Source organism: Pseudoxanthomonas sp. LjRoot127, assembly GCF_964253495.1.
Lineage (GTDB): Bacteria > Pseudomonadota > Gammaproteobacteria > Xanthomonadales > Xanthomonadaceae > Pseudoxanthomonas_A.
Map to the genome: position 1 here is coordinate 2,343,308 of NZ_CAXUQR020000001.1, position 23,330 is coordinate 2,366,637.

General features: G+C 67.1%; 19 protein-coding genes, 1 tRNA gene and 1 riboswitch. Of the genes, 8 read left to right on the top strand and 12 right to left on the bottom strand.

Annotated elements, in window-relative coordinates:
• Nucleotides 1-5: 5 nt before the first annotated feature.
• From ACSQ19_RS10830 to thiS, 5 genes are all read right to left on the bottom strand, one after another.
• Nucleotides 6-398, bottom strand: coding sequence for an ACT domain-containing protein (locus ACSQ19_RS10830; protein WP_435996918.1), 393 nt, complete (start codon nt 396-398; stop codon nt 6-8).
• Nucleotides 395-2,263, bottom strand: coding sequence for an SLC13 family permease (locus tag ACSQ19_RS10835; RefSeq protein ID WP_435996920.1), 1,869 nt, complete (start codon nt 2,261-2,263; stop codon nt 395-397). The genes ACSQ19_RS10830 and ACSQ19_RS10835 overlap by 4 nt, the downstream gene beginning before the upstream one ends.
• A gap of 138 nt (nt 2,264-2,401) precedes the next feature.
• On the bottom strand, nt 2,402-3,136 hold the full coding sequence (gene trmB, locus ACSQ19_RS10840) for a tRNA (guanosine(46)-N7)-methyltransferase TrmB (protein ID WP_296279646.1): 735 nt from the start codon (nt 3,134-3,136) through the stop codon (nt 2,402-2,404).
• On the bottom strand, nt 3,136-3,930 hold the full coding sequence (locus ACSQ19_RS10845) for a thiazole synthase (RefSeq protein ID WP_296279648.1): 795 nt from the start codon (nt 3,928-3,930) through the stop codon (nt 3,136-3,138). The genes trmB and ACSQ19_RS10845 overlap by 1 nt, the downstream gene beginning before the upstream one ends.
• A gap of 61 nt (nt 3,931-3,991) precedes the next feature.
• Nucleotides 3,992-4,192, bottom strand: coding sequence for a sulfur carrier protein ThiS (gene thiS, locus ACSQ19_RS10850; RefSeq protein WP_299340560.1), 201 nt, complete (start codon nt 4,190-4,192; stop codon nt 3,992-3,994).
• A gap of 177 nt (nt 4,193-4,369) precedes the next feature.
• On the opposite strand from thiS, the gene ACSQ19_RS10855 reads away from it, so the two are divergent.
• The 6 genes from ACSQ19_RS10855 to ACSQ19_RS10880 all read left to right on the top strand — a co-directional run bounded on the left by ACSQ19_RS10855 (nt 4,370) and on the right by ACSQ19_RS10880 (nt 10,105).
• The gene (locus tag ACSQ19_RS10855) at nt 4,370-6,169 is read left to right on the top strand and encodes an autotransporter domain-containing protein (RefSeq protein ID WP_436000946.1); all 1,800 of its coding nucleotides are present in this window, start codon (nt 4,370-4,372) and stop codon (nt 6,167-6,169) included.
• Nucleotides 6,170-6,248: 79 nt separating this feature from the next.
• Nucleotides 6,249-6,322 (top strand) — tRNA-Gly (locus ACSQ19_RS10860).
• Nucleotides 6,323-6,401: 79 nt separating this feature from the next.
• A complete protein-coding gene (gene rimK / locus ACSQ19_RS10865; protein ID WP_296279651.1) occupies nt 6,402-7,283 on the top strand; it encodes a 30S ribosomal protein S6--L-glutamate ligase in 882 nt (293 codons plus the stop codon).
• Between the two features lie 298 nt (nt 7,284-7,581).
• A complete protein-coding gene (locus tag ACSQ19_RS10870; protein ID WP_435996924.1) occupies nt 7,582-8,064 on the top strand; it encodes a hypothetical protein in 483 nt (160 codons plus the stop codon).
• A 9-nt stretch (nt 8,065-8,073) separates the two neighbouring features.
• Complete coding sequence (locus ACSQ19_RS10875; RefSeq protein ID WP_055936695.1) at nt 8,074-8,757, top strand: response regulator transcription factor; 684 nt, start codon at nt 8,074-8,076, stop codon at nt 8,755-8,757.
• The gene (locus ACSQ19_RS10880; RefSeq protein WP_436000948.1) at nt 8,744-10,105 is read left to right on the top strand and encodes a sensor histidine kinase; all 1,362 of its coding nucleotides are present in this window, start codon (nt 8,744-8,746) and stop codon (nt 10,103-10,105) included. Before ACSQ19_RS10875 ends, ACSQ19_RS10880 begins: the two co-directional genes overlap by 14 nt.
• Nucleotides 10,106-10,120: 15 nt before the next feature.
• Here the strand turns inward: ACSQ19_RS10880 and ACSQ19_RS10885 are convergent, their stop codons facing one another.
• Both ACSQ19_RS10885 and metF read right to left on the bottom strand, forming a co-directional pair.
• The gene (locus ACSQ19_RS10885; RefSeq protein ID WP_435996926.1) at nt 10,121-10,609 is read right to left on the bottom strand and encodes a hypothetical protein; all 489 of its coding nucleotides are present in this window, start codon (nt 10,607-10,609) and stop codon (nt 10,121-10,123) included.
• Nucleotides 10,610-10,812: 203 nt separating this feature from the next.
• The gene (gene metF, locus ACSQ19_RS10890) at nt 10,813-11,646 is read right to left on the bottom strand and encodes a methylenetetrahydrofolate reductase [NAD(P)H] (protein ID WP_296279657.1); all 834 of its coding nucleotides are present in this window, start codon (nt 11,644-11,646) and stop codon (nt 10,813-10,815) included.
• Nucleotides 11,647-11,798: 152 nt separating this feature from the next.
• Here metF and ACSQ19_RS10895 point away from each other — a divergent pair, with 152 nt between their 5' ends.
• Nucleotides 11,799-12,356 carry a DUF3228 family protein gene (locus ACSQ19_RS10895; RefSeq protein ID WP_299340572.1) on the top strand — a complete coding sequence of 186 codons (558 nt, stop codon included), beginning with the start codon at nt 11,799-11,801 and terminating at the stop codon, nt 12,354-12,356.
• Nucleotides 12,357-12,374: 18 nt separating this feature from the next.
• Here the strand turns inward: ACSQ19_RS10895 and ACSQ19_RS10900 are convergent, their stop codons facing one another.
• From ACSQ19_RS10900 to ahcY, 4 genes are all read right to left on the bottom strand, one after another.
• Nucleotides 12,375-12,887, bottom strand: a complete 513-nt coding sequence (locus ACSQ19_RS10900; RefSeq protein ID WP_435996929.1) for a gluconokinase — start codon at nt 12,885-12,887, stop codon at nt 12,375-12,377.
• The gene (locus ACSQ19_RS10905; RefSeq protein WP_435996931.1) at nt 12,884-15,256 is read right to left on the bottom strand and encodes a GH36-type glycosyl hydrolase domain-containing protein; all 2,373 of its coding nucleotides are present in this window, start codon (nt 15,254-15,256) and stop codon (nt 12,884-12,886) included. The genes ACSQ19_RS10900 and ACSQ19_RS10905 overlap by 4 nt, the downstream gene beginning before the upstream one ends.
• The gene (locus ACSQ19_RS10910) at nt 15,253-16,653 is read right to left on the bottom strand and encodes an MFS transporter (RefSeq protein ID WP_435996933.1); all 1,401 of its coding nucleotides are present in this window, start codon (nt 16,651-16,653) and stop codon (nt 15,253-15,255) included. Before ACSQ19_RS10910 ends, ACSQ19_RS10905 begins: the two co-directional genes overlap by 4 nt.
• Nucleotides 16,654-16,866: 213 nt before the next feature.
• The gene (gene ahcY / locus ACSQ19_RS10915) at nt 16,867-18,309 is read right to left on the bottom strand and encodes an adenosylhomocysteinase (protein WP_435996935.1); all 1,443 of its coding nucleotides are present in this window, start codon (nt 18,307-18,309) and stop codon (nt 16,867-16,869) included.
• Nucleotides 18,310-18,344: 35 nt separating this feature from the next.
• A riboswitch (S-adenosyl-L-homocysteine riboswitch) is annotated at nt 18,345-18,471 on the bottom strand.
• Nucleotides 18,472-18,625: 154 nt separating this feature from the next.
• Between ahcY and ppc the strand changes: the two genes are divergently transcribed.
• A complete protein-coding gene (gene ppc / locus ACSQ19_RS10920) occupies nt 18,626-21,349 on the top strand; it encodes a phosphoenolpyruvate carboxylase (RefSeq protein ID WP_435996937.1) in 2,724 nt (907 codons plus the stop codon).
• A 98-nt stretch (nt 21,350-21,447) separates the two neighbouring features.
• Here ppc and ACSQ19_RS10925 read toward each other — a convergent pair whose 3' ends face one another.
• Nucleotides 21,448-23,313, bottom strand: coding sequence for an ATP-binding cassette domain-containing protein (locus tag ACSQ19_RS10925; RefSeq protein ID WP_436000950.1), 1,866 nt, complete (start codon nt 23,311-23,313; stop codon nt 21,448-21,450).
• Between the last annotated feature and the right edge of the window lie 17 nt (nt 23,314-23,330).

A 23,330-nucleotide genomic window follows, 5' to 3' on the forward strand; every position in this document is an offset into this window, starting at 1 on the left:
CGAAGCTAGTCGCCCGACACGTGGTGTCCGTGCTCGCGCAACGCCTGCAGGGTGATGTCCAGTTGGTGGTCCTGCACGAGCACGTAGTCGGTATCGAACGTGGAGATGGCGAAGATGCCCACGCCGGCAGCCGCCAGGGGATCCAGCACGGCGTTCAGGATACCGGTCATCGCGAAGTCGAAGGGCCCCTGCAGCTTGAACATGCGCCAGCCGCGCTGGCAGCGGACATCGTCGGGTACGCATGCTTCTTCGCAGACCAGCGACAGTTCGTCGTCGGTCCAGCCGGCATGGCGCATGCCGTGAGTGGGCCACCACCCAGGTAGCGTGGCGCCGGCCGGCAGTTGCGCGACGGCGTAGCGGTCGGGCAGCAGCACCAGCGTCAGCGAGGGCGGGTTCACCCGGCGCGTCCGTTCCACCAGAACAGCGCGTTGACGGCCAGCACCACCACCAGGGTATAGATCAGGGACAGCGGGCCGCCGACGCGCCACAGCTGGCGCGAGGTGTAGTTGGCGGGGCCGACGATCATCGAGATCACCGGGTTGGACGCGGTCATCAGGTTGTTCGATGCGGACAGCGCCACGATCAGCGCGAACGCGGTGGGATTGCCGCCCGCCGCCAGTGCCAGGTTGATCGCCATCGGCACCATCACGATGGTCGCACCGACATGGCTGATGACCAGCGAGAACGCGGTCGTGAGCAGCGCGACGGCGATCTCCAGCACCCAGATGGGAATGCCTTCCGGCAACCGTTCCACGGTATGCCCTGCCACCCACGCGGCCGCACCGCTGCTGTCCATCGCCCAGCCGAGCGGAATCAGGCCGGCCATCAGGAACACCGTCTTCCAGTTGATCGCGCCGTAGGCTTCGTCCATGCGCAGCACGCCGGTCAGCAGCATGCCCGCCACGCCGGTCATCAGGGTCAGCGCGACCGGCAGCTTGGAGGTCAACGCGATGATGATGGTGATGGCGAAGATGGTCATCGCGATCTTGAACTTGTGCGGGCGCTGTTCGCCCTTCGGGTAGTCCGTCACCACCACGAAGTCGCGGCTTTCCGCCGCCAGGCCGAGGTCCTGCCAGATGCTGTGGAGCACCAGCATGTCGCCGGCGCGCAGCTTCTCCTCGCGCACGTTCTCGCGGATGACCTTCTTGTCGCGGTTGATCGCCAGCAGGCTGATGCCATTCTGCTTGCGCAGGCGCAGCTCGCGCGCGGTCTTGCCAATGAACTTCGACGTCGGCGGCACCACGGCTTCGGAAATGCCCGCGCGGCTGGGATTGAACAGGTCGCCGAAGTGGCGCAGGCGCGAGGACATGCGCAGGAACTGGTTCTGCGCGAAGTCGCTGATCTCCTGCCGCGCACCCATCACGCCCAGCACGCTGCCCACCCAGATGCGCATGTCCGCCGGCGGGGCAAGCCGGGTGTCGTTGCCGGTCTGCAGCGCCAGCATCAGCGGCGCGTCATGCAGGGCTTCCGCCTCGCCGAGCGACATGCCGACGAGCGGGCTCTCGGCGCTGACGACCAGCTCGAACACGTCGCCTTCGATCCCGTAGGTGTTGGCGAAGTAACTCTCCGTGCGCGCGGGCGTGACCACGCCATCGCTGTCCTGGGTGTCGTCCTTGAGTTTGCGGTCGCCGACGTACCGGAAGTACAGGAGCGACGCGATCACCAGCGTCAGCCCGATCGGCCACGGCGCGAACATGCGCAGCGGCTCCAGCGTGGCCATGCCGGAGGGCAGGTTGTTGTTGGCGGAGACCAGCAGGTCGTTGAGCAGGATCAGCGGCGAGTTGCCGACCATGGTGAACGCGCCGCCCATGACGATCGCGGCCGCGATCGGCAGCAGCAACCGCTGCATCGACAGGCCGGTGCGCGACGACAATCGCGAGGCGACGGGCATGAACAGCGCCATCACCGACGGGTTCTGCATGAAGGACGAGTTGAGGCTGGCGATGGCCGTGGTCATCAGCAGCAGTCTCTGCTCGATGCCGTGGCCGCGCCGCAGCAGCCACGAGGCCAGCCGGTTCAGCGCGCCGGTACGGTCCAGGCCGGCGCCCAGGATCATGGTGGCGATGATGCTCATCACCGCGTTGCCGGAGAAGCCGCCGAAGATTTCCTCCGGGGCGATCAGCCCGGTGATGCCCAGCACCACCAGCACCACCAGCGCGACCAGGTCCGCGCGGATGCGCTCGAACAGGAACATCGCCATCGTGAAGCCGACCAGCCCGAGGACGAGCTTCATGTCGTTGGTCAGCGTCAGCGCGTTGTCCATCAGAACGGCCGGAATGCGGGATTCGGGATACGGGAATGACGGGTCGGCGGGGCCACGCAGCCATGCGGACGCAGGCTATCGCGCGGTGGTCGCGCGTGGCAGGAGTGCACGCTCCTGCAGATCCCGAATCCCGAGTCCCTAATCCCGGTCATAGACAAGATCCCACACCCCGTGTCCTAGCTTCTGGCCGCGTGTCTCGAAATGCGTCTGCGGGCGCCAGTCCGGACGCGGCACGCTGCCGCGCGGACCTGCCCGGTTGCGCAGGCCGGGCGTCGCGTCCAGCACGTCCCACATGTGCTCGGCATAGGCCTCCCAGTCCGTGGCGCAATGCAGCCGGCCGCCCGGACGCAGCTTGCGCGCGATCAGTGCCGCGAATTCGGGTTGCACCAGGCGGCGTTTGTTGTGGCGCTTCTTGTGCCACGGATCCGGGAAGTAGATGCGCACTTCATCCAGCGATCCGTCGGCGACTTCGTGCTGCAGCACTTCCACCGCATCGTGGTGGTAGACGCGCACGTGGTCGCTGCCGTCCTCGGCCAGCGCGTTGAGCAGGCGACCGACGCCGGGGGCATGCACTTCCAGGCCGAGGTAGTCACGGTCCTTGTCGTTCGCCGCGGCGAAACGGAGCGCCTCGCCGTTGCCGAAGCCGATTTCCAGCACGCGCGGTGCGCTGCGGCCGAACACCGCGTCGTAGTCGCGCGGCGCGCCGGTGTAGTCCAGCCCGAAGCGCGGCCATTGGGTATCGAAGGCGCGCTGCTGCGCCTCGGTGAAGCGGCCCTGGCGCAACACGAAACTGCGGATTTCGCGCCGGCCGTCGCTGATCGTGAACGGCTTGGGAGGGGTCTTGGCGCCGGGGCTGGAAAACGGATCGGTCATCAGCCGATCAGTCCGTCGATCGGGCTGGAGGCGGACGCGTTGCGCTTGCGCGGGATGCGACCCGCCAGGAAGGCTTCGCGGCCGGCTTCCACCGCTTTCTTCATCGCGCTCGCCATCAGCACGGGGTGTTTCGCGCCGGCGATGGCGGTATTCATCAGCACGCCGTCGCAGCCGAGTTCCATCGCGATGGCGGCATCGGAGGCGGTGCCGACGCCGGCATCGACCAGCACGGGGACTTTCGCGTTCTCGATGATTTCCAGCAGGTTGTACTTGTTCTGCACGCCCAGGCCGGAGCCGATCGGCGCAGCCAGCGGCATAACCGCCACGCAACCGATCTCTTCGAGGCGGCGGGCGAGGATCGGATCGTCGCTGGTGTAGACCATCACCTGGAATCCGTCCGCCACCAGCTTCTCGGCGGCGGCAAGCGTCTGCACCACGTCGGGATACAGGGTCTTCTGGTCGCCCAGCACTTCCAGCTTCACCAGGGTATGGCCGTCGAGCAGCTCGCGTGCCAGCCGGCAGGTGCGCACGGCATCGTCGGCGGTGTAGCAGCCGGCGGTGTTGGGAAGAATGGTGTAGCGGTCCGGCGGCAGCACGTCGAGCAGGTTGGGCTCGTTGGGCGACTGGCCCAGGTTCGTGCGGCGGATGGCGACGGTGACGATCTCGGCGCCCGCAGCCTCGGTGGCCAGGCGGGTTTCCTCGAAATCCTTGAACTTGCCGGTGCCGGTCAGCAGGCGGGAACGGTAGGACTTGCCCGCGATCACCAGCGGGTCATGGGGGGCGGTGTTGGACATGCGGCGATTATCGCCCATCAAGCCTCGGCGCGTCCCCCCGGGGTGCGGCAGGCCGAGGCCGTCAGCCGCCGCCGAGCGCGTGCACGATCTCGACGCGGTCGCCGGCACGCAGCACGTGTTGCGCGTGCTGTCCGCGCGGGATGATCTCGCCGTTGACCTCGATGGCCACGCGTCGCTCGGCCAGCCCCTGCAGCACCAGCAGGGAGGCGATGGTGCTCTGGTCCGGCAGCGCCTGCGGCTGCCCGTTCAACTGGATGTCCATGCCGCCATTGTCGCCGAAGGCCGGCGCGCATGCCGCATTGCAGCGTGTGCGGGCGCGGCCTTGGTGGAACGATGCGCGCCATGCGCAGCCGTACGGCAGAGCCGGCACGCAGTCCCGTCCATCCTTTCTTGCCCCGGAGATTCCATGAAGCGTTCCCTTTCGCCTGTCCGTTCCCTGCTGGCCGTGGCGCTGGCCGTGGCGGCGGCCCCCGCCCTGGCGGCGGACAGCCCGTACTCGCAGACGATCTTTTTCGGCGACAGCCTGACCGACTCCGGCCATTTCCGTCCGGCGCTGGTACAGCTCGGTGGTCCTTCCGCCGCCATCCTCGGTCGCTTCACCACCAACCCCGGCCTGGTGTGGTCCGAATATCTGGCCGAGTACTACGGCACGGTTGCCGCCAGCGCCAACCAGGGGGGCACGAACTACGCCGTCGGCGGTGCGCGCGTGGGGACCAACACCTCCGGCGCCCTCGGCGCGATTCCCTCGATGACCACCCAGCTGAACACCTATCTGTCCGCGAGCGGTGGCCGTGCCGATCCGAACGCCCTGTACACCGTCTGGGGCGGCGCGAACGACCTGTTCGCCGTGGTCGCCGGCGCCAACCCCACCGCGACCATCGGTGGCGCCGTCACCGCGCAGGTCGGCATCATCGGGCAACTGCAGAATGCGGGCGCGCGCTACATCCTGGTGCCGACGGTGCCGGACCTGGGCTTGACGCCCTCGTTCCGCGCCCAGGGACCCACGAATGCAGCCGCCGGCACGCAGCTGGCCACCACCTACAACACGGCGTTGTTCGGCGCCATCAACACCGCCGGCCTGCGGGTGATCCCGCTGGATACCTTCACGCTGCTGCGCGAGATCGTCGCCAGCCCCGCGGAGTACGGCTTCGGCAACGTCACCGGCACCGCCTGCAATCCGCAGATCACCGCGTCGTCGGTCACCTGCAGTCCGCTCAACTACGCCACGCCGAATGCAGCGGACGTCTATGCGTTCGCCGATGGCGTGCATCCGTCGTCGAAGGCCCACGACATCCTGTCGCAGTATGCGGTGGCGATGCTCGAAGGTCCGCGCCAGATCGCGCTGCTGCCGTACACCGCGTCGGTGCATGGCCGTGCCCGCGCTGATCGGGTGGCCTCGCACGTTGCGGGCAAGCCCGAGGCGGACGGCATGCGCTGGTGGGGCGACGTGCGGGGTGACTTCCTGCGTTATGACGACGGCAACCTGTACGACGGCGCGGGCCCCATGGGCACCTTCGGCGTCGACTGGTCGCAGGGTTCGTGGGTCTATGGCGCCTTTGCCGGCTACGGACGCGCGAAGTACGACTTCGGCCTGCGCCGCGGCAGTTTCGACGAAAGCGACGCCACGCTCGGCGGGTTCGCCGGCTGGTATGGCGACCAGCTGTGGGCGAACGCGCAGGTCAGCTACAGCTGGCTGTCCTACGACATCGACCGCGAAGTGCAGCTGGGCGGCGTGACGCGCCGGCACAGCGGTTCGCCGGATGGCACCAACCTGACGGTCGGCGCAAGCGCCGGCTACGAGTTCGGCGACGGCGCCTTCCGCCACGGCCCGGTGGTGAGCGTGGTATCGCAGACCATCGAGATGGACGGTTACAGCGAGAGCAACGTCAACTCGACGGCACTGGCCTATCCGGATCAGGACTTCGATTCGCTGATCGGCAGCGCCGGCTGGCAGGTGAGCTACGCGATCAACGATCACCTGGCGCCGTACGCCCGCCTGACGATCGACAAGGAGTTCGAAGACCCGGCCGACGAAGTCTTCGCGCAGTCGCTGTCCATGCCTGGCACGGCCCCCTATGCCGTGCCCGGCCTGACCCAGGACGACAGCTACGGCACGCTGCTGCTCGGCGCGCGCACGCAGCTGTTCGGACTGGACGCGAACCTCGGCGTGAATACCACCGTCAACCAGGGTGGTGGCGCCAACGCCACCGCGTTCATGACCCTGAGCGGCAGCTTCTGATATTGCCGTGCGATGCGGCGCCGGACCGCCGGCGCCGCATTGCCTTGCCGCCCGTCGCGGCATAGACTCGCGCCATCGTGCGGGTGTAGTTCAATGGTAGAACTGCAGCTTCCCAAGCTGCTAGCGTGGGTTCGATTCCCATCACCCGCTCCAGTCCGCGCCATCCCCTCCCTGTCATCGGCCCGTGCAGCGGGCGTGGCATGCTGTGCCCGACCCCCGTGAACGATTCCCCATGAAGCTCGCCATCCTGTCGCGCAACGGCAAGTTGTATTCGACGCGCCGCCTGGTCGAGGCCGCGCGCCAGCGCGGCCACACGGTCCGCGTGCTGGACCCGCTGCGCTGTTACATGCGCATTGCGTCGACCGGTTTCCAGTTGCACTACAAGGGCCGTTCGCTGGCGGGCTACGACGCGGTGATTCCGCGCATCGGCGCTTCCATCACGCGCTATGGCACGGCCGTGCTGCGCCAGTTCGAGCTGATGGGCACGTACAGCCCGAATCCCTCCGATGCCATCCTGCGCGCGCGCGACAAGCTGCGCGCGCACCAGTTGCTGGCCGCGCAGGGCATCGACCTGCCGGTCACCGTCTTCGGCGACAACCCCGACGACACCAGCGACCTGCTGTCGATGCTGGGTCCGCCACCGCATGTGATCAAGTTGAACGAGGGCGCGCAGGGCGCCGGCGTGATGCTGACCGAAAAGCCTTCGGCTTCCCGCAGCGTGGTCGAGGCCCTCCGCGGTCTGTACGCCAGCTTCGTGGTGCAGGAATTCATCGCTGAAGCCGACGGTGCCGACCTGCGTTGCTTCGTCGTGGGCGACGAGGTGGTGGCGTCGATGCGCCGGCAGGCGCCGGAGGGCGATTTCCGTTCCAACCTGCATCGCGGCGGGACCGCCCTGCATGCGGTGGCATCCGATGAGGAGCGTGCCGTGGCGATCCGGGCCGCGAAGGTACTGGGGCTGGGCGTGGCGGGCGTGGACCTGATCCGTGCCCAGCGGGGTCCCCTGGTCCTGGAGGTCAACTCGACGCCGGGGCTCGAGGGCATCGAATCCGTATGCGGCGTGGACGTCGCCGGGAGGATCGTGGAGCACCTCGCGAGGCAGGCTGAACAGGGCTGACCCGACGTGGCCGTGTCTTTTTCACGTGGAATTAACGCACTCTTTAACGGTCGTTTAATCGAAGGCCGCGTAGCCTTGACCGGACCGCAGCTCTGCGTTCCTCCCGGTCTTTGCATCTGGAAAGCACAGGATTACGGTAATCGGGGCATTAGTTTGGCCCAGGCGGGCGACCACCCGCCTGGGCCTTGTTTTTTTTGCACGCGGCTGTCGCCACGCGCTATGGCAGAATCCGGATTATCCCCATGCCCGAACTCTGCTGGGCGGGGCAGATCCTTCAACCTGACGAACGAGGTGTTGAATGTACAAGGTGGTACTCGGCTCCCTGCTGGCACTGGCCGCTCTCACCGCACACGCCAAGATCGACGCCGGCAACGACGGCGCCCCGGCCAAGGTGAATATCAACGGATCGTTCGAGGAACAGCGACTGGCCATCATCAAGGATCTCGATGGCGGCAAGGTCTATTCCGAGATCAGCCAGAAGGAGCGCAGCGACGTCAAGGATGCGCTGAACCGCATCTCCGGCGCGTTGGAGGCGACGAGTGGCGTGCAGGGCCTCAGCGAAGAACAGAAAGCCCGTGTATTCAACGACCAGGAACTGGTCAACAGCATCCTCACGCGCGCCGGTGAGGACAGCCGTCTGGTGTGCACGCGGGAGAAGGTGGTCGGCTCGCATCGTCCCACGACGCAGTGCCAGACCGTCGCGGAACGTCGCCGTATCCGGGAAAACGACCAGAACGCCCTGCTCAAGAGCAATCGGGTCATCCTGCGCGGCAACAACTAAGGCGTCCTGATGCGTATTCTCGTCATTGAAGACAACAGCGACATCGCCGCCAACCTCGGCGATTACCTGGAGGAGCGCGGACACACCGTCGACTTCGCCGCCGACGGTGTGACCGGCCTGCACCTTGCCGTGGTGCACGAGTTCGATGCGATCGTCCTCGACCTCAACCTGCCCGGCATGGACGGGCTGGAAGTCTGCCGCAAGCTGCGCAACGAAGCGCGCAAGCAGACGCCGGTGCTGATGCTGACCGCACGCGATTCGCTGGACAACAAGCTGGCCGGTTTCGATTCCGGCGCCGACGATTACCTGATCAAGCCGTTCGCGTTGCAGGAAGTGGAGGTGCGCCTCAACGCGCTGTCCCGTCGCGGCAAGGGCGTACAGACGCGGGTGCTGGAGGTGGGCGAGCTGGAATACAACCTGGACACACTGGAAGTCCGTCGCCAGGGCAAGCTGCTGCAGCTCAATCCCACGGCGCTCAAGATCCTGCAGGCCCTGATGGAGGCGTCGCCCGCCGTGGTGACGCGCCAGGAACTGGAAACGCGCGTCTGGGGCGAGGAATTGCCGGATTCGGACTCGCTGCGCGTGCACATCCACGGCCTGCGCGCCGTGGTCGACAAGCCGTTCGACTCGCCCTACATCCAGACGCGCCATGGCATCGGATACCGCATCGCCGCGCCCGATGCCAGCAGCTGAGTCGTCGAAACCCCGCCGCCACCGCCGTTTCCGGCGGCGGCTGCGCACCCGCATCATCCTGTCGTTCGTCCTGTTGGGTTTTGGCCTGACGGTGCTGTTCGCGTATGCAACGATTGTTGCGCGTCAGCGCGTCGAGAACCAATTGGTCGAAGACGTGATGAACCGCAATCTGGATGAATCTTGGCGGCGGTTCGCGCAAAGCGAAGGCCAGGTGATCGGTGCGCCGTTCGAGCAGGTGAAGGCGTATTACTACCTTCCCGACAAGTTTGAAAGCCTCAGGCTTGCAAAGCCGGAGTGGTATGCATTGCCTGACGGCATCCATAACATTACCGACATAGGCGATGACGGAAAGGCGTATCCCTTCAAGCTGGGAGTAAGGAAAACGCCGCAGATCTGGTTCTTCCTTGCTTATGACATGGGGCAGACGGCGCGCGCTGAAGTGCAGTTCAAGCGCGCGGTTTACGGCTCGATCCTTGTGTTCACTGTGTTTTCGCTGGTGGTCGGGTGGTGGTCCGCTTCCCGGGTCATGAGTCCAGTATCCGAACTTGCCGCACGACTGCGTGCGTATCGCGGCAGCAGCAATCCGAGGCCGCTGGCGCCGCACTTTCCGCAAGACGAAGTCGGCGAACTGGCCAAGGCCCTGGACGACTATTCCAGTCGCCTTACCGACGTCGTCCAGCGCGATCGCGAGTTCAACGCCGACGTCAGCCACGAGCTGCGCACGCCGCTGGCCATCATCCGCGGCTCGGTGGAGCTGATGCTGTCGCGGCCGGACATGGACGAGAAGACGCGCACGCGCATCCAGCGCATCCAGCGTGCCGAGCAGCAGTGCACGGACCTGATCAGTGCACTGCTGCTGCTGTCCCGCAACGAACGCGGCCACGGCAATACCGATGTCGCGCGCGTGGTCGACCAGTTGCTCGATGCGCATCGCGCCACGCTGGGCGGCAAGCCGCTGATCCTGCGCGTCGAAGGCGAAGGGGGGGCAACGGTCGATTCGCCGGAAGCCGCGCTGTCGGTGGCACTCGGCAATCTGATCGGCAATGCCGTCAAGTACACGAAGGAAGGCGAGGTGGTCGTGCGCCTGCTGCCTGATGCGGTCGAAGTCGTGGATTCGGGCCCGGGGCTCAGCAAGGAAGACGCCGCGCGCCTGTTCGAGCGTGGCTACCGCGGCACGCATGCGGGCCATTCGCAAGGGGGCGGCATCGGACTGTCCATCGTCAGCCGCCTGTGCGCGCTGTACGGATGGCAGGTAGGCGTGCGCCCCGGCGAGCAGAAGGGCGTGATCGCCACGCTGCGATTTTCACCCGATCGCGAGTCGGGCGACGCATCACGGTCGCTCCCCTGACCCCACCGACTGCTGTCAGAGCGTGATCCAGAAGCAGTTGTAGGCGCGGCGCAGGCCGAACGTGGTGTCGGCCGGCGTGGCGCTGTTCTTCAGCGTCTGCACGACGCGCAGTCCCGTCGGCCGTTGCCGTTGCGTTGCGGTCTGCGGGTAATAGCCGTCCTGGTTAGCGTCGACGACGGAGCCTTCCGCATCCAGTATCGGGGCCGGCGCGGGACGGACCGGCACGATATCGACCAGCGGGCGTTGGACCACCACGTCGAGCCGGTCGAGGATGCGCAGGGCACCCGCATCCGACGTGCCGGCCCAGTGGTAGACCCCCGCGAGCCTGTTCACGTCGCCTGCCTGGATCGCCGACGACACCTGCATCACCAGGTCGCTGAGCGTGCGCGAACAGCCGCCGCGGTAAAGCGCGCCGGTGGCGGCGGTCGTCGTCGTGGAAGGCAGACGGTCCATCGCGCCTACGTCCTCGCAGCGCTTGTCGGTGTAGACCGTCTCGCCGGACATCGTCGTGCAGCGTTGGACGCCCTGCTGTTGCGCCCGGGCGGTGGGCGACCCGGCACCGGGACACACGAGGAGGCCGGCGAGGGCGAGGAGAAAGAGGGTCCGCATATCGCCAGCCTAATCCGGCATGCGCGCCGCGGTCATGGGACGTGCGCACGGAATGAGGGGTTGTTCACCTGCCGGTCGGATGCCCGCTGTGGAGAGCGTCAGGCGGACCAGCCGAGCCTCGACAGGACGGTCTGCGTCGGCTTGGCCAGGTTGAGCGTGTAGAAGTGCAGCGACGGCGCTCCCCCGGCGACCAGTCGTTCGCACAGGTTGGCCACGACGTCCGCGCCGAAGTCGCGGATCGCCTCGGCATCGTCGCCCAGCGCCTGCATTCGCTTGCCTATCCAGCGGGGAATTTCGGCGCCGCAGGCTTCGGAGAAGCGGCGGAGCTGCGAAAAGTTCGAGATCGGCATGATGCCCGGGATGATGGGGATCTCGACGCCGAGCTTGCGCACCGCGTCGACGAAGTGGAAGTAGGCATCCGGGTTGTAGAAGTACTGCGTGATTGCACCGTTGGCGCCGGCATCGACCTTGGCCTTGAAGTGGCGCAGGTCGGTCAGCGCGTCCTCGGCCTGAGGATGCGTCTCGGGATAGGCGCCGACTTCGATGTGGAACGTGTCGCCATGTTCGGCACGGATGAATTGGATCAGTTCGGAGGCATAGCGCAGGTCGCCGGTGAAGCCCATGCCCGACGGAAGGTCGCCGCGCAACGCGACGATGCGTTTGCAGCCCAATGCCCGGTAGAGCCGCAACAGTTCCCGTATTTCTTCGCGGCTGCCGCCCACGCAGGAGAGATGGGGCACGCCTTCGAAACCGTGATGCTGGCTGAGATGGCGGACCGTCTCCGAGGTATAGCTCAGCGTGGACCCGCCGGCACCGAACGTGCACGACACGTATTCGGGCTTGTACGCCTTCAGCCTGTCCGCGGTGCGATCGAGCTGCGCGCGCTGCTCATCGGTCTTGGGAGGGTAGAACTCGAAGCTGAGGGAGGGCATGGACGGCGCCGTTCGGGTCGAGAGCATATTGTATCTCTTCATCCGGATGAATGTGTATGGCTGGTGGCGTCCCGTCCTTCGTGACGGGAATTCGGCCAGGTGTGATGGCTCCGGGGCGGGTACGCTGTCCGCCTTCCGCCACTGGCTGCCGCATGACCATCGTCCTCACTCCCTTCGCCCGCACCCGGTTGTTCCCGACCGAGCCGCGTCGCAACGCCATCCAGGACTGCACGCCTCAGGCCTTCGAGCAGCGCCTGAACACGGAGCCGCCGGTGGCGGTGCTGGCGGGCTATGCGCCGTTCTGCCGATTGCACGTGCATCGCAACTGGACGTCGACACGGTGCCTGACCGTACCGATCACCGACGACAACCGGTCCCTGTTGCGATCAGGCTACGAAGCGCGGTCCTCGAAAGAACTGCCGGTGCTGGTGCGCTGGTTCGAAGGCGTCGAGCCGCCGGTGGCGGACTACCTGGTTGTCATCCTGTACAGCGCGGCGCAATTGGCGCACGAGCGGGCGCCGATCGAAGGCGACTGGGGCATCGTCGGATGCCTGTACACGCAGGCGCCCGAAGAAATTCCGATGGCGCCCATCACGATGATGCGCAATGCGCTGGGCGTGGAGGAAGGCGGTTCGGGCGTGCCGATCAACCGCGAGGCATACCGGCGCAGCGTCGCGTTCTGGGAGCTCAACGCCAACTGGCGCCCGTAGTCCGCGCCGGGTTGCCGCTCAGCGCGACGCCAGCGCGGACAGGGCGCAGCGCAACTGGGCGGCGGGCGCCCGGGCCACGTCGATCCGTACCACGTCTGCTTCGTCCGTCGGAACTTCGAGGGTGGCGAACTGACTGTCCAGCAGCGAGGCCGGCATGTAGTGGCCCTGGCGATCCTGCAGCCGTGCGGCGATCAGGGCCGCGTCGCCCGCCAGGAACAGGAAACGCATCGGCACGCCGGTCGCCCGCAACGCCTCGCGGTGGCGCCGACGCAGGCCCGAAAAGGCCAGCACGACGCGCTCGCCCGATGCCGCGCGTTGCCGCAGGTCGGTGGCGATGCGGCGTACCCACGGGGCGCGCATCCGGTCGGTCAGCGGCTGGCCACTGGCCATGCGCGCCTTCGCCGCCGTGCCGTGGAAATCGTCCGCGTCCAGGAACGTCGCCTGCCATGCGCCTGCCAGTGCACGTGCGAGCGTGGTCTTGCCACTGCCCGACACGCCCATGACCACGACGACGTGGACATGGCCGCTCATGCCGGGAGCTCGATGCGCACCTGGTAGGTGCGGCCGGCCTCGATGCCGCGCAGCAGGGCATCTTCCAGCCACGCGCCATCCACGGCGACCCGCGTCGTCGCGAGACCCGCAACGCGTTCGATGGCGACATCGAACCAGGCACCCCGGAAACGACGCGCCGCGCGTGCCGACGGCCAATGCGAGGGCAGCTGCGGCGCGATCCTCAACGCATCGCCCTCGCCGCGCAGGCCGAACAGGTGCTCCACCAGGCAGCGATACATCCACGCCGCCGTGCCCGTGTTGAACAACTGGCTGGAACGGCCCGCCGTACGCGGGTGCAGGCGCCATGCGCCACGGTAGTAATTGGGCACGAACACCGGCAGCTGGCCGCGCTGCAGGCAATCCTCCGGTGCGGGCGACGGCAGCATCGCGCGCAGCACATGCCAGGCACGGTCCGCGTCCCCGGCCTGGTACAGGCTGTAGAGATAGAACGCCGCGGCATGGTTGTAGACCGCCCCGTTCTCGGCGGTGCCGGGGAACTTCTGCGTCACCCGTCCCACGTCCTCGCGCACGCGCGTGTAAGGCGGGTCGTACATCGCCACGCCGTAGGGCGAGACCAGGTGCGCATCGACCGCCGCGAGCATGCGCGTGCGCTTGTCGTCATCCGGCGCACCGCTGAGCAGGGCCCAGCTCTGCGGATTGAGGAAGATGCGGCCTTCCGTGTCGGCGGCGATGCCGAAGGGGACGTCGTCGTCGGTGATGCCGCGGCCATACCAGTCGCCATCCCACAGGTGCGCGTTCATCGCCGCGTTGCAGGCATCCGCGCCCGCGTGGAATTCGTCGGCGAGCGCGTCATCGCCGCGGCGTGCGCAGACCGCCGCCCATTCCTTCAGGGCGTAGGCGCTGGCCAGCGTCAGCCATCCGGACACACCGCGCCCGCGCCAGCCGACCATGTTCATCGGATCGCACCAGTCGCCCTGCGCGATGTAGCTCAGGCCGCGCGCATCGCGTGCCTTCAGCAGCCAGCGCATGGCGCGATCGATGCGATCGGCGACCGGAGCGGCATCGCCCTCGCGGGCAGTGACCAGTTCGTCGAGGATCGTATCGTCGCCCGTCTCGTCCAGATACGCGCGCAGGCAGATCGGCAGCCATACGCAATGGTCGGTATGCGGGATCTGGTTGATGTATTTCAGTTCTGCACCTTCGGACAGCAGGATGCCATCGGGCATCGCGCCGGACGGCTCCTGTTGCGACAGCGCATGCAGGAACGCCGCCCGCGCCACCTCGGGCCGCAGGAAGCCCATGCCCATGTGGTCCTGCAGGTAGTTGCGCGTCTGCGGATCGGTGGTCAGGCGGTTGACGTCGCCGTGGTAGTACACCTGCCGCGGCAGCCAGTGGTTGGCGAACGCATCCAGCCACGGATCCGGCGTTTCGATGCGCAGGCAGCCCGCGCCGGCCCCGATGTACGCAGTGCTTGCGCGCCGGGCTTCGGTGAACCCGTCCGGTGAAAGATGTCGCGCGCGCAGCTGGCGGATCTCGTCGTCATCGCGTGCGGGCGCGAACACGAAGCGGAACTCCTGAACGTCGTCGTCGTCGAGCGTCACGCGGTATTGCAGCACCGCCGTCGGCATCTCGTACGCTGCCTCGCCACCGCCCAAGTGCTCGCCGTCCACGATGCCCTTCGGGGCATGCAGCCCGCCTTCACCCTCGAATGTCGCCTGGTTCGCTTCCCAGGCGTCCGGCGCGCGCGCGTGCAGCAGCACGGTACGGTCCTTGAAATCGCGCTGGCGGAAATAGTCCTCGACTTTCTGGTATGGCGCGACGCTGTCGCAGACGATGGCGCCCAGGTCGGAGCGATAGCGTCCGGACTGGTTCATCCACGACATGTAGCCGACCGGGAAATACGGGTACAGGCTAAGCCGTCGCCGCCGGCCCGACCGGTTGCGCACGCGCAGCGTCCACAGTTCGGCCACGTCGTCGACCGGCAACACGACGCACATCTCCACGTCGATGCCCGCGCACTGCACGCGCCACGCCACGTCGTCGAGGCCGACGGAGAAGGCGAACGAATCCGGTGCACGGCGCACGGGTTCGTGCGGCACGGAGAACAGGCCGCCATCGTCCTCGTCCTTCACGTAGCAGAAGCGTCCCGGATGGTGCGCGTAGTACGGCTGCTCCGGCTGCATGAAGCTCCTGGCTTCCAGCGTCGGCGCATGTGCGTACTTGGCCGGTTCCGGCTGCATGAACTGCGCGGTGGCGAAGCCGCGGCAGTTCAGCTGCAGCAGCATCCGCCGGTTCCACAGGAAGGTCGATGCCGCGGGCATGGCGGTGGGGCTGGCGAGGACGAAGCGGCGGCCGTTTTCCTCGAAGCCGTACGGTGCCTCCGTCATGCCGCCGCCTCGCGGCGCGATCGCAGCTCGGCCTGCACCTGCGCCAGCGTGGCGTCATCCAGCGGGTAGAACCGCATCACCCCCGCCGCGAGCAGGGCGACGCCCCCCGGAATCACCGTCAGCAGCAGCACGATGCCGAGCCGCGACGCATCCGACTGGGCGGCGTTGGCCACGTAGCCCATGCCGGCCAGGATCCACGCGATCGTCGCCGACGCCAGTGCGCCGCCGAGCTTCTGCGAGAACGTCGCTGCCGCGAACGTCATCGCGGTGGCGCGGCGTCCTGTCTTCCATTCGGTGTAGTCGGCGCAGTCGGCGTACATGGAGAACGCCAGCGGCGATTTCGGTCCCAGCATCATTCCCACCAGCAGGTTGAGGGCGAACATCCACCACACGGACTCGGGAGGGATGAAGAACATCGCGCAGCTCACCACGCCGACGCCTGCCATCAACCCCGCCATCAGTCGCCGCTTGTCCACGTAGCGCGTCATCAGCGGCGTCAGCCCGGCGCCCACGGCGAGGGCGAGCGCGTACGCACCCAGGAACAGACCGGTCAGGTCAGGCCGACCCAGGTGGTACTTCAAGTAGTAGGCCAATGAACCACCACGCATCACGATGGTCACCATGATGATCAGCGCGAGCGCGAACAGCACCATCCACGGCCGGTTGTGCAGCAGGTCGACGATATCCTGGCGGACGTCGCTGGCCTGTTGCGGCGGCGGCGACACGCGTTCGCGCGTGGACAGCGCTACGGTGACGAAGGCCGCCGTGGCGATCACGCCGTACAGCGAGAGGGTCAGTTGCCAGCCCAGCACGTCGTCGCCACGTCCCAGCCAGCGCACCAGGTCCAGCGTCAGCCAGTTGACCGCCATCGTCCCCGCGAACGCGGCGATGAAGCGGAAGCTGATCAGCTGCGTGCGCTGCTGGCTGTCGCCGGTGATCACGCCCGACAGCGCGGAATAGGGGATGCTCACCACGGTGTAGGCCAGCATCATCAGCGTGAAGGTGGCATAGGCCCACACCAGTTTCGCGCCCTGGCCGAGGTCGGGCACGGTCCACGTCAGCACACCGGTGAACGCCAGCGGCAACGCGCCGTACAGCAGGTACGGACGGAAGCGGCCGAAGCGGCTGCGGGTGCGATCCGCCAGCGCGCCCATCAGCGGGTCGGTGACGGCATCCACGATCTTGGTGACCAGCATCATGGTGCCGACGGCCGCAGCGGCCAGGCCCATCACGTCGGTATAGAAGATGAGCAGGAACGCGGAAATGTTCGCCCAATAAAGGTTGAAGCCGAAGTCGCCGACGCCGTAGCCGATCTTTTCGCCCAACCGGGGTTCCGTCGAGGGTAGTGCCTTGTCGGCGGGGTGCGCGGTGCCGCCGCTCCCCTGGTCGCGTTGCATGTCCACTCCCGGTGCTGGGTCATTGCGCCGCAGGCCGGGTACCGGCTGGGGCGATGTACGGCGGCCAAGCTTGCGATGATCGCCGGAGCGAGGCAAGCGCCCGGCGGTATGGAAATGGTTGCGAACGAGGGCGCGCGCCGGACCCTCGCTGCACGGAATGCAGAACGGGCGCCCTGGGGCGCCCGTTCTTTCATCGCAGTGGTGACGCGGTGATCAGTAGCGGTAGTGATCCGGCTTGTAAGGGCCTTCGACCGCCACGCCGAGGTAGTCGGCCTGGTCCTTGGTGAGGGTCGTCAGCTTCACGCCGATCTTCTCCAGGTGCAGGCGCGCGACTTCCTCGTCGAGCTGCTTCGGGAGGCGGTAGACGGTCTTCTCGTACACATCCTTGTTCGCCCACAGGTCGATCTGCGCCAGCGTCTGGTTGGCGAAGGAGTTCGACATGACGAAGCTCGGGTGGCCGGTGGCGCAGCCCAGGTTCACCAGGCGGCCTTCGGCCAGCAGGAAGATCGCGTTGCCGTTCGGGAACACGAACTTGTCGACCTGCGGCTTGATGTTGATGCGCTTGGCTTCCGACGCGTACAGCGCATCCACCTGGATCTCGTTGTCGAAGTGGCCGATGTTGCAGACGATGGCCTGGTCCTTCATCGCCTTCATGTGCTCGAGGGTGATGATGTCCTTGTTGCCGGTCGTGGTGACGTAGATGTCGGCCTGGCCCAGGCTATCCTCGACGGTGTTGACCTCGAAGCCTTCCATCGCGGCCTGCAGTGCGCAGATCGGGTCGATCTCGGTGACGATGACGCGGGCGCCATACGCGCGCAGCGAGTGCGCCGAGCCCTTGCCGACGTCGCCGTAGCCGCAGACCACGGCGACCTTGCCGGCCAGCATCACGTCCATCGCGCGCTTCAGGCCGTCGGCCAGCGACTCGCGGCAGCCGTACAGGTTGTCGAACTTCGACTTGGTGACCGAGTCGTTGACGTTGATCGCGGGCACCAGCAGCTTGCCCTGCTCGGCGATCTGGTACAGGCGGTGCACGCCGGTGGTGGTCTCTTCGGAGACACCCTTCCAGTCCTTGACCACGCGGGTCCAATAGCCGGGACGCTCCTTGGCGACGCGCTTCAACAGGTCCTTGATCACCTGCTCCTCATGGCTGCCCGACGCGCTGTTGACCCACGTCGTGTCGCCCCGCTCCAGCTCATAGCCCTTGTGGATCAGCAGCGTGACGTCGCCACCGTCGTCCACCACCAGCTCCGGGCCCGTCAGGGTGCCGTCGGGCAGGGTGAAGGTCAGCGCGTCGAGCGTGCAGTCCCAGTACTCTTCCAGCGTCTCGCCTTTCCAGGCGAACACCGGCGTGCCGCTCGCGGCGATCGCGGCGGCGGCGTGGTCCTGCGTCGAGAAGATGTTGCACGAGGCCCAGCGCACGTCGGCGCCGATGTCCTTCAGCGTCTCGATCAGCACGGCGGTCTGGATGGTCATGTGCAGCGAGCCGGTCACGCGCACGCCCTTCAGCGGCTTGGTGGCGGCGTGCTTGCGGCGGATCGACATCAGGCCGGGCATCTCGTGCTCGGCGATGTCCAGTTCCTTGCGGCCCCAGTCGGCCAGGGAGATGTCGGCGACCTTGTAATCGCCTTCGGTGGAAAACTTGCGTACTGCGTTCATGGCTCTTGCTCCGGTCTGTGCGATCAGGGTCGCAGGGTATCCGGGCGCCGTTGCAGGTTCATTCCACCGAGCCTGGCCGGACTATGTGGAGAGTCCGCACAGGATGTGCAGGCTCTTGCGGAAGGATCCGCACATGTCACGGTCGCAGCGCCCCTCGGCGAAGGGTCGCCATTATATCGCTTGTTCCGGATGAAACGATGGCGCACGGCTCACGCCTGATCGGGTAGGCTCAGGCATGCTGCCCTGCAGCAGACCAGTTGTCTGTCCGAACAATACCAATCCAGACCAAACCGAACGACGGGATCCACGCCCCCGCATGAACAGCCCCCGCAGTCTCGAATTCGCCCCACCCGATGTTCCCCTGCGTGAAGACGTGCGCCGGCTCGGCGCGCTGGTCGGTGACATGCTGGCCGAGCAGGTTTCTCCGGAGTTTCTGGCAGGCGTGGAGCGGGTGCGCACCACGGCGATCGCGCGCCGCCAGGGCGGGGAGCCGCCCCAGATCCTGGCTGGACTGCTGGAGGGTCAGGCGCCCGAAGAGGCGGAGTCCCTGATCCGCGCGTTCAGCACGTATTTCCAGGTCGTGAACATCGCCGAGCGCGTGCACCGCATTCGCCGGCGCCGGGACTACCAGCGCACCGGCAGTGCCCGTCCACAGCCCGACGGCCTGCACGACACGCTGGCCAAACTGAAAGCGCAGGGCGTGAGCCTGGCGGAACTAGCGGAGTGGCTTCCGCGCATCGACGTGGAGCCCGTCTTCACCGCGCACCCGACCGAGGCCGTGCGCCGCGCGCTGCTCGAGAAGGAGCAGCTGATGGTCGCCAGCCTGATCAACGGCCTGGACGGCACGCGTACGCCCGGCGAACTGGCCACCGACACCGCGCGCTTCCGCATGGCGCTGACGTCGGCGTGGCAGACGGCCGATTCGTCGCCGGTGCGTCCTGGCGTGGAGGACGAGCGGGAGCATGTCGGCTTCTACCTGATCGAGGTGCTCTATCGCGTCATCCCCGTACTGTACGAAACGCTGGAAAGCGCGATCACCGAGGTCTACGGCGCCGCACCCGAGGTGACCGCCCGGCTTCCCCGTGTGCTGCGCTTCGGTACCTGGGTCGGCGGCGACATGGACGGCAATCCGAATGTCGACGCGCGCACGGTTACCGCAACCCTGGACACGCAGCGACGCGCCATCCTCACGCGCTACCTCAAGGAACTGCGCCAGCTCACGACGCTGCTCAGCCAGTCGAGCTCGATCATCGGGGTGTCGGACGATGTCGTCGCACGCCTCGATCATTACCGCGCCCTGATGCCAGAGGCTGCGAAGAAGTCGCGACCCCGCCATGGCGACCAGCCGTACCGGCTGCTCAACGACCTGATGCGTGCGCGCCTGCAGGCCACGCTGGAAGATCGCCCCGAAGGCTATGCGTCGCCAGACGAACTCGCGCAGGACGTCGATCTCATCCTGCACAGCCTGGAAGCCCACCGCGGCATCCATGCCGGCTGGTTCGCGGTGCGCAGGCTGGCGTGGCGGGTGCGCACGTTCGGTTTCCACCTCGCGCGGCTCGACGTACGGCAGGAATCCAGCGTGCACGCACGCGCGGTGGCGGCCGCGCTGGGCGACGGTGACTGGGAACAGCGCGATGCGGTCGAACGCGCTGCGTTGCTGGGTCCGTACGCCAGCGGCGATGCGGTGCTGCCGGCGTCCGACCAGGAAGGCAACGAGCGCCTGGATGCGGTGTTCGCGGCCCTCGCCGATGCGCGTGCGCGCCACGGCACGGATGCCCTGGGGACCTACATCATCAGCATGGCGCACAGCCGCGCCGACGTACTGACCGTGCTCGCGCTGGCGCGCCGGGGTGGGCTGGTCGACGACGCAGGCCAGGTGCCGCTGGATATCGCGCCGCTGTTCGAAACCATCGACGACCTCGGCCACGGTACCGACGTCCTGCGCGACCTGCTGGCCGATCCGGTCTACCGCGCCCACCTGGCCGCGCGCGGCAACGTGCAAATGGTGATGCTGGGGTATTCCGACAGCGGCAAGGACGGCGGCATCGCCGCCTCGCGCTGGGGCCTGCAGCGCGCGCAGGTGGACCTGGTCGACGCGGCGCAGGAGCTGGGTATCCGGCTGACGTTCTTCCATGGCCGCGGCGGCTCGATCATCCGTGGCGGCGGCAAGACCACGCGGGCGCTGGAAGCCGCGCCGCGCGGCAGTGTGGACGGCCGCCTGCGCGTGACCGAGCAGGGCGAGGTGATCCATCGCAAGTACGGCATCCGCGCGCTTGCGTTGCGCTCGCTGGAGCAGTCGGTGGGTGCGGTGCTGCTGTCCAGCCTGCGGCCGCGTCCCCCCGAGCCGCGCGAGACACGCTGGCGCGAGATCATGGCGCTCGTCGCGGGCGAGAGTTCGCAGGCCTATCGCGCCTTCGTGCAGGCGCCGCGCTTCATGGACTATTTCCGCAGCGCCACGCCGATCGACGTGATCGAGCGTATGACGCTGGGCTCGCGTCCATCGCGACGGCTCGGACAGGATGCCGCGCTCAGCAACCTGCGTGCGATTCCCTGGGTGTTCGCGTGGAGCCAGGCGCGTGCCGTGATCCCCGGGTGGTACGGCGTGGGGACCGGCCTGCAGGCGGCGGTCGTTGCGTATGGTGAAGAGGCACTGCGCGAAATGGCGCGCGACTGGCCCTTCTTCAAGACCTTCCTTGACGACGTGTCGATGGTGCTCGCCAAAGGCGACCTGAGCATCGCCGAGATGTACTCGAAGATGGCCGGCGACCTGCATGGAGAGTTCTTCCCGAAGGTGCAGCAGGAGCATGCCGCCGTCCTGCGCTGGGTGCTGGCGCTCAATGGCAACGACTGGCTGCTGCAGCACGACCAGCGATTGGCGCTGTCGATCCGGCTGCGCAACCCCTACATCGACCCCATCAGCGTGATGCAGGCCGACCTGCTGAAGCGCTGGCGCGCCAGCGACCGCGAAGACGACGCGCTGCTGCATGCGCTCGTCGCCAGCATCAACGGCGTGTCGCAGGGCGTGCAGAACACCGGGTGAGCGCGAGATCTGTGGCGTGGGAGCGACGTGAGTCGCGATGAGGCGTTACTGGCGTGCCATCGCGACTCACGTCGCTCCCACATCGGCATCATTGCGCTTCAGCCATCCAGCTCCGACCAGCGCTGGTAGGCGAGGTCCAGCTCAGCCTGTCGGGCGGCAAGTTCATCGTTCGCGCGCTGCAGGTCGGCCGGCGCTTGCTGGTAGTAGGCCGCATCGTTCATCGCGGCGGTGCGTGCGGCGATGTCGGTTTCCAGGGCTTCGATGCGCGCCGGCAGCTGTTCCAGCTCGCGCGCTTCCTTGAAGCTCAGCTTGCGCTTGGCGGCCACGGGTTCGGGCTGTTTCGACAGTGCGGGTTTGACCGGTACGGATGCCGTGGCGGTCGCGCCGGGCGCGCGGCGCTGGCGCAACCAGTCCGAGTAACCGCCGACGTAATCCCCCAGTCGTCCTTCGCCCTCCAGCACCAGGGTACTGGTGACCACGTTGTCGAGGAAGTCGCGATCGTGGCTGACTAGCAGCAGCGTGCCCTTGTAGTCGAGCAGCAGCTCTTCCAGCAGCTCCAGCGTCTCGACGTCCAGGTCGTTGGTCGGTTCGTCCATCACCAGCAGGTTGGAGGGTTGTGCGAACAGCTTGGCCAGCAGCAGCCGGTTGCGCTCACCGCCGGACAGGCGGGTGATCGGCGCACGCGCGCGTTCAGGCGAGAACAGGAAATCCTGCAGGTAGCCGATGACGTGCTTGCGACTGCCATTGATCTCGACGAAGTCGCTGCCCTCGGCGACGTTCTCCAGCGTCGTGCGGGAGTCGTCCAGCTGGCTGCGGTGCTGGTCGAAGTACGCGATCTGCAGGCCGGTGCCCAGCTTCACTTCGCCCTGCTGCGGCGCGAGTTCGCCCAGCAGGATCTTCAACAGGGTCGACTTGCCCGCGCCGTTGGGGCCGATGATGCCCACGCGATCGCCGCGCATGATCGTCGCGGACACGTCGTCCAGCAGCACGCGACCGTCGTAGGCCTGGGTGATGTGCTTGGCCTCGATGACCTTCTTGCCCGACGACTGCGCCGCCGCGGCCTCCATCCTCACGTTGCCGGACAGCTCGCGGCGCTGGGCGCGCTCGCGGCGCATCGCCTTCAGTGCGGTGACGCGGCCTTCGTTGCGCGTGCGGCGGGCCTTGATGCCCTGTCGGATCCAGACCTCTTCCTGCGCCAGCAGCTTGTCGAAGCGCGCGTTCTCCTGCGCCTCGGCGTGCAGGCGTTCTTCGCGGCGGCGCAGGTAGTTGTCGTAGTCACCCGGCCAACTGGTCAGCTGGCCGCGGTCGATTTCGAGGATGCGGGTGGCCAGCGAGCGCAGGAAGCTGCGGTCGTGGGTGACGAAGACGATGCTGCCACCAAACGACTTCAGGAAGCCTTCCAGCCAGGCGATCGCCTCGATGTCGAGGTGGTTGGTGGGCTCGTCCAGCAGCAGGATGTCGGGGTTGCGGACCAGGGCCTGCGCCAGCAGCACGCGGCGCTTCATGCCACCGGAGAGCGCCGCGAAGTCGGTCTCCTCCGGCAGCTCCAGCCGTGTCAGCACCTGCTGCACGCGCAAGTCCAGGTCCCAGCCATTGCGCGCCTCTATCAGCGCCTGGGCTTCACCCATCGCCTCCATGTCGCCGTCGTGGAGTGCATGGTGGTAGCGCGCCAGCAGCTGGCCCAGGTCGCCCAGGCCCTCGGCGACCACGTCAAACACGGTGCCCTGCGTATCCTGCGGCACTTCCTGAGCCATGCGCGCGACCACCACGCCGTTCTGCACGCGGATCTCGCCGTCGTCCGGCTTCAGCTCGCTGGCCATCAGGCGCATCAGGGTGGATTTGCCCATGCCGTTGCGGCCGACGATGCAGACGCGCTCGCCGGGTTCGATGGACAGGTCGACGTGTTCGAGGAGAAGCGGCCCGCCGACGCTGAAGTCGACCCGCTGGAATTGCATCAGGGACATGTGTGTATTGTAGCCGG